We start from the raw sequence: 13244 nt of genomic DNA on the forward strand, positions 1-13244 counted from the left end.
ACATGAAAAAATTATTATTAATTTGTTTTATAGTAGTTTTATCTACTAATTTCTACGCACAGGAAACTACAGCAAAAGACGCGAAAGCCAAAACAGAAGCTACGGCAAAAAAAACAAAATCTGCCGCCGATAAAGCAAAAGCTGATGCGAAAAAAGAATCTGCAAAAGCTAAAAAAGAAGCATCAAAAACTGCTGATGCATCGACAAAAGCTAAAAAAGATGCAGCAAGCGAAACTAAAAAAACTGCAGATAAAGAAGCCGCAAAAGCTAAAAAAGATGCGACAAGCAAAACTAAAAAAGCCGCAGACAAAGAAACCGCTAAAACTAAAAAAGAAACTGCAAGCGTAAAAAGTGACGCAGCTAAAAAAACTGCCGATAAAGCAGAAAGCACAAAAGCTGACGCCAAAAAAATAAAAGCAGACGCTGACGCTGCAGGCAAAACTGCTAAAAAAGATGCCTCTTCTGTTAAAAAATCAGCCACAAAAACTGTAAAAGAAACCAATGAAAAAGCTCCAAGAACACCAGATAAAGTTACTGGAGAGTATAATGGTAAAAAAGTGTATACCGGGCCAAAAGGCGGAAAATATTATATTAACAAAAACGGAAACAAAACTTATATTCAGGATTAAGAAAAGATACTAAGATGCTGGGTTGCTAAGTTTCTAAGATACTGATACAAGACTTTGAAGCCGAACTTACGTTCGGCTTTTTTATTTGCTGAGAAAAAACTTAGAACCTTAGTATCTCAGTACCTTAGCAACTTAACATATAAGTAACTTTATTTTTTGAATTGGCTGTTTTCTTTTTCTTTTTAACGCAAAACAAAGCCTGAGAGCGTCTATAGAGTTAATAATTTAGTAATATGTGCGAAATAACATAAAAAACATATTTCTCTATCTTCGTTTTTTAAAAGCGTTAAAAACTATGAGCATTGATTATTCTGCTAACAAAACTATATTAGTTGCTCCGTTAAACTGGGGACTAGGGCATGCCACAAGATGTATCCCAATAATAAAGGCGCTTCAAGAAAATAATTTTATTCCGATTATTGCGTCTGACGGTGTTGCGCTGGCTTTATTACGAAAAGAATTTCCGTACATTCAAACACTCGAACTGCCTTCTTATCATATTGAATATGCTAAGAATGGTAAAAACTTTAAATGGAAGCTGATTAAAAATCTTCCGAAAATGATTACGGCCATTTTAGACGAAAAGAAAATGGTAAACAGCTGGATTAAAAAACATGGTATCGATGGAATTATTTCTGATAATCGATTGGGTGTTTTCAGCAAAAAGGTCCCTTCTGTTTTTATGACGCATCAATTGAATGTGATGACAGGAAACACGACTTGGTTTACCAGTAAATGCCATCAGTATTTTATAAAAAAATATACTGAATGCTGGGTTCCGGATTCTAATGAAAAGGTAAATCTTACCGGAGATTTGGGACATCTTAAAACAAATGAACTGAATCTGCGATATATTGGTCCTTTGAGCAGAATGAAGAAAAAGGAAACACCAAAGATTTATGACTTGATGATTATTTTATCAGGGCCTGAACCTCAGCGTACTTTTCTAGACGAGAAACTGCAAAAAGAGGCTGCGAAATTTAATGGAAAGGTTGTTTTTGTACAAGGAATTGTTGAGAAAACCCAGGAAAAATGGGAAGCAGGAAATGTTACCTATTACAATTTCATGAACTCAAAACAGTTAGAGCAGACTTTTAACGAAAGTGAGTTTGTGCTTTGCCGTTCTGGTTATACAACCGTTATGGATTTGGCTAAATTAGGGATGAAAGCTTTTTTTATTCCTACGCCGGGACAGTATGAACAGGAGTATCTGGCTATAAAACTTCAGGAAGAAAATCTTGTACCGTATGCAATGCAAGACGACTTTACTATTGAAGATTTATCAAAAGTAAAGTCGTTTAAAGGTTTGTCTCAATTTAAAAATGAAATAGACTGGGACTTATTATTTAGTGTTTTTGAAGATCATTTATAAAAAATAAAAAATCCGTGTCAATCTGCGTTTTCACGATAATGAATCTGTATAATCTGTGTCGAAAATTAGACACTGATTATACTGATTTGCTTTCGCAAAGTCGCTGATTGACACGGATTTTATCTTTATTTTTTAGAAGTTAAACTGTGCTTGCAGTCGCAATAAATTTCCTTGTTGTCTGTTTATTGGAAGCGCACTGTCTTCAAAAGTTCTGTCGGCGATTACGTATTCTGCCGTTAGTTCAAAAGCTTTAATTGGCTGCCACTCGACACCAAATTCGTAGTCTCTTACGACATAACTTCTGGCATCTTTTTCATATTTTTTTCCTCCGTCATAATACTGAAATTTGGCAAAAGGATAAATACGCTGTTTTTTGAGATCCCATTTATAATTCAGCAAAACGTAACCTCCATTTAAATCTGTTTCATCAACATGGTTGGTTAATGTATTATAACGCGGGCCTCTTCCTATATTATATTCTGTCTGGATTCCAAATGGTCTTGGGTATAAAACAAAAGTTGCTCCAAGTCTTTGGTCTTTTACATATTGAGGATCATCAACTTGTACTCCAGAAGAAATTTCTCCGGTAAAAGCCCATTTTCCTGTATAAGCCTGAATTCCCGGTTCGATAATCTGACTTCCTATTACAAATGGATATGTTACCCTGGCTACAATATTTAAGTCTCTGTTCCCATCTATTTTATTGGCAATTTGTCCATTATAAACTCCAAAAGCAAATACACCGTAATCTCCGGAACCTTTGAATCCGTCTTTAACCAGCATTTCAAAACGTTCTCTTATTTCGGCTGGTGCCCAGTAAAAGAACATACCTAAATCACGCTCATTTGCTATTGAGCTGTTTATTGCATCGGCACGATCCAAAGTTAAACGCTGTGAACTTGACTGCATGTTTTCAAATCCGTACGGAATTTTACTTTGTCCAATACGTACACGATATTCTTTTTTCTTATCAAAAGAAAGATCAAAATACAAGTCTCGAATCTGCACGAAATTTTGAATTCCCGTAACTGGCGAGCTTGCAAAATCCGGCTGGAAATAAAAATATACATTTGGATGAACCTGCCCTGAAAACACTAAACGTGCACGGCGAATAAAAAGTCCATTGTTTGATTTTGCGTCTGGAGCGGTTGAAGTTGTTCCCCAGGATTTATCACATTGATCACAAGAAACTTTGTCGTTTGTAGAAAAAAGACCATTATACCTAATTTGAGCATAACCTCTTAAAGAGATTCTGTCGTACCAGTGTTCCTCAACTCCTCCTCCTGATTTAGTCTCTGGAAGTTTTGCCTTGTTGATAGAATCTAAAATACGAATTACTTCATTTTTTACTTCTTGTTTATTTATTTCTTGAGCATTTGAAGCCCAAGTAATCAGCATTAAAACGGCTAATATTTTTCTTTTTATCATTACTTCTCTAATTCCCTTAATTTCAGGATGCAAAGATGACTCACCTATGTTAAGAAATCATTAACAAGATGTTACTATAATAAAAATTTAATGTTATCGACTAAATCTGTATGTTGATTTATTGTTAAATACCTTGTTTTAAGGCTTTCAGCAAAAACGAACTTACAATTTTTTAACGTCGGCTTTTTGTACTTTAAATGCTTTCTCGAGCGTAAAAGAAAATTCTGACCCAATTCCGAACTCACTTTCTACGTATACTTTCTCTTTATGCGCTTCAATAATATGCTTTACTATCGCCAAACCTAAACCAGAACCGCCTTCAGATCGGGTTCCGCTTTTGTCAACTCGGTAAAAACGTTCAAAAAGTCTAGGAATGTTTTGTTTTTCAACTCCTTCTCCATTATCACTTATACGAATTAAGACTTTTTTCTTGGTTAGGTTTACAACCCCAACTTCTGTCAAACCGCCTTCTTTCCCGTATTTAATAGAGTTCACAATTAGGTTTTCTAAAACCTGCTGAATTCTGTCCTGATCTCCGCGAATAATAACAGACTGAACATTTTTGCTTTCAAAAGCCAGTTTAATTTTCTTTTTGTCGGCTTTCATTTCCAATAAATCAAAAACATTCTGAATCAGTTCAACGATATCAAAGTCAGTCATATTTAAATCTAAATCACCAGATTCTAATTTGGTAATCATATCTAAATCTTCGACGATATATATAAGACGTTCCACTCCTTTTTCGGCACGTTTTAAATATTTTTTTCGAATGTGTTTATCGTCCATTGCACCGTCAAGTAAAGTCGAAACATAACCCTGAACAGTAAACAAAGGTGTTTTTAATTCGTGCGAAACGTTACCAAGAAATTCCCTGCGGTATTGTTCACGAATTTCGAGCATTTCGATTTCCAGCTTTTTATCGGTCGCAAACTTTTTTACTTCTCGCGAAAGCGTTTCCATATCGGTCGTTATTGGCTGATTGATTAGAGTTGTGGATTCTAATAACGAAACCTCATCGTATATTTTCTTTACTCTTCGATAAATAAAACGTTCTACACGATATTGTAAAACCAAAAAGGAGAATATATAAATTGATATAATAAAAACGATTCCAAATGCAATTTGATGTCTTAATTGATTTTTATAAAATAACGACATCAGAATCAGTACAAATCCTGTCGAGAAAAGACTGATATACAATGCCGATTTTATAGCAAATTTGTATGTTTTTTTAAAATTAATTTTCATTGATATTTTTAACCATTAAGAGATTAAGAGAAATTAAGCGTAATTCAAAAACCATATAAAAAACTGAAGTCCAAGTAAACTTCGGTTCCTTATATGGTTTAAATGTATGAATATTTTTAAGACAATTTGAATGGATTTAAATCTTAACTAAAATTCCAAAGTGTCTTAGTTACTTAGTATCTTAGAACCTCAGTATCTTAAAAATTTAAACTTCAAATTTATAACCAACACCTTTTATGGTTTTAAAAAGGTCTTCTCCTATTTTTTCGCGCAGTTTTCTAATGTGAACATCAATAGTTCTTCCTCCTACTACTACTTCATTCCCCCAAACTTTATCAAGGATTTCATCTCTTTTGAAAACTTTTCCCGGTTTTGAAGCTAATAAATAAAATAATTCGAATTCTTTTCTTGGTAAAGCAATTTCGACATTGCCTTTTATGATTTTGTATTCTTCGCGGTTAATCTCGATTCCGCCAACATTTATAGTATCTGTAACGACTTCTTGTTCTTTTAACCTTCTTAACAAAGCCTTTACTTTAGACACTAATAATTTTGGTTTAATTGGCTTTGTAATATAGTCATCAGCACCTGCGTCAAAACCAGCTACTTGCGAATAGTCTTCGCTCCTTGCGGTAAGGAATGTTATGATAACATTATTTAACTCAGGAATTTTTCTGATGTGCTCACAAGCTTCCATCCCATCCATTTCTGCCATCATCACGTCCATGATAATTAATTCCGGCAATTCTTTCTGAGCCTTTGCTATAGCGTCTTTTCCATTAGAAGCTGTAACAATCTGGTAGCCTTCCTGAGCAAGGTTATAGCCAACGATTTCTAAGATATCCGGTTCGTCGTCAACTAATAAAATCTTAGTTTGTGTTTTTTTCATAAATAGCAAAAATTGAGATTTTTACATCAAATATTCTTAATTATTTATCCGATGTTTTTTATTTCACAGGGTAAATATACTAACAAATGAACAGTTAAAAATTGGTGTTAACCGTAATTTAATCTGGTAACAATTTCATAATCTTAACAACACAAAAACATAACAAGACCGTAACATGAACTTTACAGGGCGGTTCTTTCTTTGCACAAAAATAAATTAAACACAACACACTAATGAAATTCAATTTAAGATTTCTATTTATTGCATTATTTATCTGTACGATTTCGATCGCGCAAAACAAAGGTACGATTTCTGGAGTTCTGACTGACAAAGAAACGAACAATGCAGCGTTACCTTTTGCTAATGTTTTAATTAAAGGTACAAATATTAGCGTAAACACCGACATTGACGGAAAATATTCGTTGAATGTAAATCCTGGAAACTATACTATTGTTTTTAGTTTTGTAGGATATGAAACTAAAGAAGCTCCAGTTACTGTAAAAGCAGACGAAACTGTAGTTATAAATCAAATACTTTCTTCTGGAAGTTATACTCTTAAAGATGTTGTTGTAAAATCTACAGCAAACAGAGAAAAAGAAACTGCTCTTTTATTAGACCAAAAAAATGCTGTTGTAATCAAACAAAGTATTGGTGCACAGGAAATGTCCAGAAAAGGTGTTAGCGATGTTGAGGAAGGTTTAACTAAAATTACTGGTATTACTAAAGTTGGATCAAGAGGTTTATTTGTTCGTGGTCTTGAAGACAGATATAATAACTTACTAATTAATGATCTTTCTGCTCCAACAAATAACCCATTCTCTAAAATTGTTCCGTTAGATTTATTTCCAACGAATATTGTTGGAGTAATTGATGTTTACAAAACTTTTAATCCAAATATCTACGGAGATTTCGCCGGAGGAACTTTCAACATTCAAACTTCAAAAGTTACTAAAAGTGTTACTAAAGTAAATATTGGTGTTGGCTACACAACTGGTAACAGCTTTAAAGATTTTCTTCTTTCTGGTGATGCTGATTCTGCTGCAGGTTTTTTTGGATTTAACGGAAAAGACAGAGAGCTTCCAAGCTTTTTAGGATCGACTGCTACAAGACAGACTTTTACAACTGAACAGTCATTAAATTCTGTAAGCGGTGATAAAGGCTTTAACGTAAGCAAAAGCAAAAGTCCTTTAAACTCAAGTTTCAACTTTCTTCATGCAGACAAATTTGATTTAAGCAACGACCGTTCAATTTCTTATATATTCTCTCTTAACTACGATAATAATTTTGCAGTAAGAGAAGGTGTTGACAGAACATTAGAAACTGCAGGTCATTTATACTACAATAACTTTGTAACAACTGAATACCGTTTTAAAACTACTTCTTCGGCATTAATTGGAGTAAATTATAATACACAAAGACTTAAACTTGCTTTCAATTCTCTATATATCAAAACGACTTTAAACTCTATTAAAGATCAGTTGGGAGAATTAAACCAAAATGGTGTTAACAATACCCTTATCCGTACAAATCAATTAGATAAAAGTAATTATCTAAACAACCAATTGTTAGGAGAATATAATTTGACTGAAGATAAAAACCAAACAATTAAAGCTGGTGTTTCGTATGCAATTACAAAATACGAACAGCCTGATAGAAAATTCTACAGCGGAACTAAAGAAGGAAATGATCAAATCAATACTTCTTACGGTGGAAACAACTTTTTGCGCCAGTATTTAACTGTAGATGGTGATTCTTATTTTTCAGCTTTGGCAGAGTACAACCTGAAGTTTGGAAGTGATAAACAAAACAAATTGACCCTTGGTTATAACGGAAACAATTCTAAAATGGAATCTTCTTACCGTTTTGTTTCAAGTATTGGTGGTACATTTACTTCAGACATGAATAATATTGATGCCAGAATTATCAGCGATATTAATAGCGGAAATGTAATTTTCAACGAAAGTTCAAACACAACTTACAAAGTTAAACTGAACGAAATTGCAAATGCTGGTTATGCAAACTTATTATGGAAATTTGGAGAAAGCCTTGAAGTAAACGCTGGTGTTAGACTTGAAAGCACTCTTAAAGAAACTTTCTACAGAACTTTAGGTTCATTTGATGATCCATACAAATTAAAGAAATACAACAACAACTATGTTTTACCATCGTTGAACGTGAAATATCTTTTAAACGATACTTCAAACATTCGTTTTGCAGCAAGTAAAACTTACACAAGACCTGTTGTGATGGAATCGTTCCCAATTTCATACATCAATGCAGATAATACTTCAACACAAGGTAATGCATTATTGAAAAACAGCGATAACTATAATGTTGATTTGAAATACGAATTGTTCCCAACTGCAAAAGAAATGCTGACTTTTGGTGTATTTGGAAAACATATTGATAATCCAATCGAAAGAACTTTTATTTCTAATGCAACTTCTGGAACAGTTACTACTTTCCTAAATTCTGACAGTGCTAATTTATATGGTGCCGAAGTTGAGTTCCTTTTAGGATTAAACAGAATCAGTGAAAGCTTAGAGCATTTCTCTTTCGGATTGAATGCTTCTTTAATGTCAACAAAAGTTACAGTTGCTCCAACTTATGAATCTCAGGATGAGGATGGAAACATCACTGTTAAAAACTCAATCGAAACACACCATACAAGATCATTGCAAGGTGCATCAGACTGGTTAGTAAATTCAGATTTAAAATATGAATTCAATTTAGGAAAAGACTGGACAAATACACTTTCATTAGTTTATGGTGTTTTTGGAAAAAGAATCTTTGCCGTTGGAACAAACGGACAAGACAATACTTATGAACTTCCGGTTAACCAATTAGACTTAGTTTGGGGAAGCAAAATCTCAGAACATTTTGATATAAAATTTACTGCAGATAACATCCTGAATCCAGAAAGAAGATTAGAATTTGGAAATGATGGAACAAACAAAATAACAGAAAGCTCTTTATTGGCAAACAGTTATAAAAAAGGTGTTGGTTTCTCTGTAAAATTAGGCTATACATTTTAATATCAAATACATATAAAAATAAAGGCTCCAGATATCTGGAGTTTTTTTTATACCATAAAACCAAAACCAGCTTAACATTCTCTTCACATTTTAATTGAGTTTTGGTAACTGTAATGTAATATTGAGATAACACCTTAAAAAGATTAACCGCCTAATTTTGGCACTATAAAAACGAAATAATACAACACACAAATTATGAAAACTAAATTTTTTGCTTTAGCCCTTGCTACAAGTTTATTTTTAAATTCTTGCTCAAGTAGTGACGATCCAACTCCTGTTACTCCTCCTGCAACTGGAGAAATTACAGGACCTATATCTGCTAACAAAACTTTTGCTTACGGAAACTACACTTTAAAAGGAATTGTAAAAATTAATTCAGGTGTAACTGTAACTTTTGATGCAGGATCTACAATTACTATAGACAAAGCTACTGGAGATAATGCTTTAGTTGTTTTAAACGGTGGAAAATTAATCATCAACGGAACTGCTGACAAACCAGTTGTATTTACAGAAAAATCTAAACTTCCAGGTTCTTGGGGAGGAATCATCATGTATGGTGACGCTCCTGCAAAAGTTGCTGGCGGAGGAACTTCTTCAACTTCAGAAGACGGAAACAATATTTCTTATGGTGGAACTAATGCAACTCACAATGGTGGTTCATTAAACTATGTAAGAGTTGAGTACGCTGGTTCTAAATTAGCTGACGGAACAAAAGAAAATAATGCTTTCACATTCTACTCTGTAGGATCAGGAACAACTTTAGATCATTTAGTAGCTTACAAAGGTGCTGATGACGGATTTGAATTCTTCGGAGGAACTGTAAGTATGACAAACGCTATCTCTTACGGTAACTATGATGACTCATTTGACTGGCAAGATGGATGGCAAGGTACTGCAAATACAAACTGGTACGCTTACCAAACAGTAAAAGGAAACTACGGAATGGAAATCGAAGCATCTGCAAATGATAATGCTTTTGGACCAAAAATTTCTAACATTACTTTAAAAAGAGCAGCTGGTAACGTTCCTGAAGTAGGAGATAACCAAGTTGATGCTTTCCAATTCAAAAGAGAAGGTAACGGAGAATACAGCAACATCGTTATTGATGGTTACGGTAACTTCACAACTGGAACTACAACTTACAATGGTAGCGCAGTTAGTATCTTAGATGCTGCAACAAATACACACCAAGTTAATACTAGTAAAATTAAACTTTTAAATGTTAAAATTACTAATACTACAAACGTAATTCCTGTTGCTGGAGCTAACACATTTACTGTTACTTTCCCAGCTGGAACTTTCGTAACTAGTACTACAGCTACTGGTGCTTCATTAACAACAGGAACTTGGGCTACAGTTGATGGTACAAACTTAATCAAATAAGACATACTACATAAAATTGTTAAAAACATCCTAAATTATTAGGATGTTTTTTTTTGGCGTAGTTTTTGTAATTTTTTTTGTATATTTACTTACACAAACAAATGCTATGGCAAAAAACTACTTTTATATTACATTCTTATTGGCTTTTTTCTTTACTGTAAGTGTCTCGGCACAAGACAGTAAGCAATTACCAAAAACTCAAGACGCTACAGGTATTGAGGGACTAAGCTTGTACCCTAACCCAGTTACCAGCGGAAGAGTATATATCTCTTCTAAAAATGATCTGGAAAAAGAAATAATCGTTTTTGATATATTAGGAAAAAAAGTACTGCAAACGCATTTAGCTTCAAAGGAACTTAGCGTTGCAGATTTAGTTCCGGGCGTTTATATCATAAAAATAAGCGAACAAAACGTCTCCTCAACCCGAAAACTTATTATTCGATAAATATTAAAAAAGCTCCTTCTTGGGAGCTTTTTTATAGTTTGCAGTATTCAGTTTCTGTAAAAGCTTATAAACGCGAAATTAGACTGAACACCAAAAAACTGAACACTGAACACTAAAAAATAAATATCTTTGCACAAAAAAAGTTTTGATTACAGCCAGCGATATATTTACGATTTCAAGCCATAAACAATTTGAAAAAACAGCATTAAAAGTGTTTCGTTTTCAATACGCTAATAATACCGTATATCGCGATTTCTGTGATTTTTTAAAGACAGATGTTCAGCAGGTTAAATCATTGAAACAAATTCCATTTTTACCCATTCAGTTTTTCAAAAGCCACGATGTTGTGTCTAATGAAAATCCTTCTCAGGTAACTTTTACAAGCAGTGGTACAACCGGAATGATAACCAGCCGGCATTTAGTAACCGATGTCTCCCTATATGAGGAAAGTTACCGCAGCGGTTTTTCTCAGTTTTACGGCAATATAGAAGATTATGTTGTTTTAGCCCTTTTGCCGTCATATTTAGAGCGAGATGGATCTTCGCTTATTTATATGGTCGAAGATTTAATAAAACTGTCTAATCAGCCTGAAAGCGGCTTTTATTTACACAATCACGACGACTTAATTAAAAAACTGACAGAATTAGACGAAGCGGGTCAAAATGTGATTTTAATTGGTGTTACTTATGCCTTATTAGATTTGATTGAAAAACACCAATTCAGCCTTCAAAACACCATCATTATGGAAACCGGAGGAATGAAAGGAAAACGTAAAGAAATGATTCGTGAAGAGCTTCACGAAATACTTTGCAAAGGTTTTGGCGTTTCTTCCATTCATTCAGAATACGGAATGACAGAACTTTTAGCACAAGCTTATTCTTTGGGCGAAGGTGTTTTTGAATGTCCGTCATGGATGCATATTTTAGTTCGTGATCCCGAAGATGCTCTCACTTACGTAAACGATGGAAAAACGGGCGGAATAAACGTAATTGACTTAGCCAATATCAATTCATGTTCTTTTATCGCCACGCAGGATTTAGGCAAAAAAAATCCCAACAACTCTTTTGAGGTATTGGGACGTTTTGATAATTCTGATATTCGCGGCTGCAACTTAATGGTTCTTTAATGTTTAATCGGTTATTTGTTAGAATCGGTTAATCGGTTTATATTCGATTAATAATTGGTCTGTTAAACAAATTTCTTTCCTAACATCATATCCCTAGGAATATTTCATTGGTAGAAAAAAATATTATTATTCGCATTGTGTCCTGTAGGGACACCTCTTTTTACACAACAATTCTTTTATATTATCCAAACGTTCCATTGGAACGTATAACCACAATTCAAATTTAATTCTACCAACGAAATATTCCTACGGAATGATTTTTTGAAATGAAAAATCCCAATAACTCTTTCGAACTATTGGGATCTATAAAATTATACTTTAACCTAAGAAATCGATTAAACAATTAACCGATTAAACAGTTAAACCTTTTAAACTACTCTAATTACAAAATAGTTTTTCTTTCCGCTTTGCAACAATACAAACTGATTGTTGATCAAATCTTTTGCTGTCAATACAAAATCTTCTTTAATTTTTTCTCTGTTTACAGAAATAGAATTAGCTGTTAAAGCTCTTCTTGCTTCTCCGTTTGATTTAAAGAAACCTGTTTTTTCATTTAAAACCGTGACAATATCCAATCCGTTTTCTAAATCAGCTTTTGCAATTTCAGCTTGCGGAACTCCATCAAAAACTTCTAAGAAAGTCGCTTCATCTAATTGTTTTAAATCTTCGGCAGTAGAATTTCCAAATAAAATATTCGAAGCCTGAATTGCTTTTTCTAACTCTTCTTTACTGTGAACGAAAATCGTGATTTCTTCTGCCAGTTTCTTTTGCAAAATTCTTAAATGCGGCGCTGCCTGATGTTCTGCAATTAAAGCATCAATAGTTTCTTTATCTAAGAAAGTAAAGATTTTGATATATTTCTCAGCATCAGCATCCGTTGCATTTACCCAAAACTGGTAAAATTTGTAAACAGAAGTTTTATCCGCATCCAGCCAAACATTTCCTCCTTCAGATTTACCAAATTTAGATCCGTCAGCTTTTGTGATTAATGGCGTTGTTAATGCAAAAGCTTTTGCACTTTCTCCACCCATTCTGCGTACTAATTCTGTACCTGTAGTAATATTTCCCCATTGGTCAGAACCTCCCATTTGCAAAAGGCAGTTATTGTTTTTATATAAATGATAAAAATCGTATCCCTGAATTAATTGATATGTGAATTCTGTGAAAGACATTCCTTCACCTTCGCCATTAATTCTCTTTTTAACAGAATCCTTCGCCATCATATAATTTACCGTAATACGTTTTCCAACTTCACGGGCAAAATCAATAAACGAGAATTCTTTCATCCAGTCATAGTTGTTTACCATAATTGGAGCGTTTGCTTCTTTTGAATTAAAGTCTAAGAAACGAGACAGGACACTTTTGATTCCGGCAACGTTTTTAGCCAAAGTTTCTTCGTTCAACAAATTTCTTTCGTCAGATTTTCCGGAAGGATCACCAATCATTCCGGTCGCGCCGCCCACAAGAGCAATTGGCTGATGACCAAAATTCTTTAAATGAACCAATAAAATAATCTGAACCATACTGCCTATATGCAGCGAATCTGCCGTTGGATCAAAACCAATATATGCCGCCGTTACCTCTTTTAGCAATTGTTCTTCCGTTCCTGGCATGCTATCATGGTATAAACCGCGCCACTTTAATTCTTCAACTAGATTCTTCATTTTTAAAATATTTTGCGCAAATATA

The 13244-nt window shown here is 33.7% G+C and carries 10 protein-coding genes; 6 read left to right on the forward strand and 4 right to left on the reverse strand.

What is annotated here, in order from left to right:
• The first annotated feature begins 2 nt into the window (after positions 1-2).
• Complete coding sequence (locus AABD74_RS02745; RefSeq protein WP_232682566.1) at positions 3-629, forward strand: hypothetical protein; 627 nt, start codon at positions 3-5, stop codon at positions 627-629.
• 295 nt (positions 630-924) lie between these two features.
• Positions 925-2001: a glycosyltransferase gene (locus AABD74_RS02750; RefSeq protein WP_232682567.1), complete on the forward strand. Its 1077-nt coding sequence runs from the start codon at positions 925-927 to the stop codon at positions 1999-2001.
• Between the two features lie 132 nt (positions 2002-2133).
• Here the strand turns inward: AABD74_RS02750 and AABD74_RS02755 are convergent, their stop codons facing one another.
• The 3 genes from AABD74_RS02755 to AABD74_RS02765 all read right to left on the reverse strand — a co-directional run bounded on the left by AABD74_RS02755 (position 2134) and on the right by AABD74_RS02765 (position 5566).
• Complete coding sequence (locus AABD74_RS02755) at positions 2134-3429, reverse strand: porin (RefSeq protein ID WP_232682568.1); 1296 nt, start codon at positions 3427-3429, stop codon at positions 2134-2136.
• 162 nt (positions 3430-3591) lie between these two features.
• Positions 3592-4677: a cell wall metabolism sensor histidine kinase WalK gene (locus AABD74_RS02760; RefSeq protein WP_232682569.1), complete on the reverse strand. Its 1086-nt coding sequence runs from the start codon at positions 4675-4677 to the stop codon at positions 3592-3594.
• 205 nt (positions 4678-4882) lie between these two features.
• Entirely contained in the window at positions 4883-5566 is a 684-nt protein-coding gene (locus AABD74_RS02765) for a response regulator transcription factor (protein WP_012022635.1), read from the reverse strand.
• 233 nt (positions 5567-5799) lie between these two features.
• Here AABD74_RS02765 and AABD74_RS02770 point away from each other — a divergent pair, with 233 nt between their 5' ends.
• The 4 genes from AABD74_RS02770 to AABD74_RS02785 all read left to right on the forward strand — a co-directional run bounded on the left by AABD74_RS02770 (position 5800) and on the right by AABD74_RS02785 (position 11555).
• On the forward strand, positions 5800-8601 hold the full coding sequence (locus tag AABD74_RS02770; RefSeq protein WP_232682570.1) for a TonB-dependent receptor: 2802 nt from the start codon (positions 5800-5802) through the stop codon (positions 8599-8601).
• A 195-nt stretch (positions 8602-8796) separates the two neighbouring features.
• Entirely contained in the window at positions 8797-9984 is a 1188-nt protein-coding gene (locus AABD74_RS02775; protein ID WP_232682571.1) for a hypothetical protein, read from the forward strand.
• Between the two features lie 106 nt (positions 9985-10090).
• A complete protein-coding gene (locus AABD74_RS02780; protein WP_232682572.1) occupies positions 10091-10429 on the forward strand; it encodes a T9SS type A sorting domain-containing protein in 339 nt (112 codons plus the stop codon).
• 145 nt (positions 10430-10574) lie between these two features.
• Positions 10575-11555 (forward strand): acyl transferase, encoded by a 981-nt coding sequence (locus AABD74_RS02785; RefSeq protein ID WP_406844613.1) that lies wholly within the window; start codon positions 10575-10577, stop codon positions 11553-11555.
• A gap of 368 nt (positions 11556-11923) precedes the next feature.
• Here the strand turns inward: AABD74_RS02785 and tyrS are convergent, their stop codons facing one another.
• Positions 11924-13219 carry a tyrosine--tRNA ligase gene (gene tyrS, locus AABD74_RS02790; protein ID WP_406844614.1) on the reverse strand — a complete coding sequence of 432 codons (1296 nt, stop codon included), beginning with the start codon at positions 13217-13219 and terminating at the stop codon, positions 11924-11926.
• Positions 13220-13244: the final 25 nt, after the last annotated feature.

Source organism: Flavobacterium soyae (genome assembly GCF_045348165.1).
Lineage (GTDB): Bacteria > Bacteroidota > Bacteroidia > Flavobacteriales > Flavobacteriaceae > Flavobacterium > Flavobacterium soyae.

Excerpts from the sequence above, each read along its gene's own strand:
- tyrS (WP_406844614.1), bottom strand. The coding sequence starts at position 13,219 with ATGAAGAATCTAGTTGAAGAATTAAAGTGGCGCGGTTTATACCATGAT.
- AABD74_RS02755 (WP_232682568.1), bottom strand. The coding sequence starts at position 3,429 with ATGATAAAAAGAAAAATATTAGCCGTTTTAATGCTGATTACTTGGGCT.
- AABD74_RS02750 (WP_232682567.1), top strand. The coding sequence starts at position 925 with ATGAGCATTGATTATTCTGCTAACAAAACTATATTAGTTGCTCCGTTA.
- AABD74_RS02745 (WP_232682566.1), top strand. The coding sequence starts at position 3 with ATGAAAAAATTATTATTAATTTGTTTTATAGTAGTTTTATCTACTAAT.
- AABD74_RS02780 (WP_232682572.1), top strand. The coding sequence starts at position 10,091 with ATGGCAAAAAACTACTTTTATATTACATTCTTATTGGCTTTTTTCTTT.
- AABD74_RS02760 (WP_232682569.1), bottom strand. The coding sequence starts at position 4,677 with ATGAAAATTAATTTTAAAAAAACATACAAATTTGCTATAAAATCGGCA.
- AABD74_RS02775 (WP_232682571.1), top strand. The coding sequence starts at position 8,797 with ATGAAAACTAAATTTTTTGCTTTAGCCCTTGCTACAAGTTTATTTTTA.
- AABD74_RS02770 (WP_232682570.1), top strand. The coding sequence starts at position 5,800 with ATGAAATTCAATTTAAGATTTCTATTTATTGCATTATTTATCTGTACG.
- AABD74_RS02765 (WP_012022635.1), bottom strand. The coding sequence starts at position 5,566 with ATGAAAAAAACACAAACTAAGATTTTATTAGTTGACGACGAACCGGAT.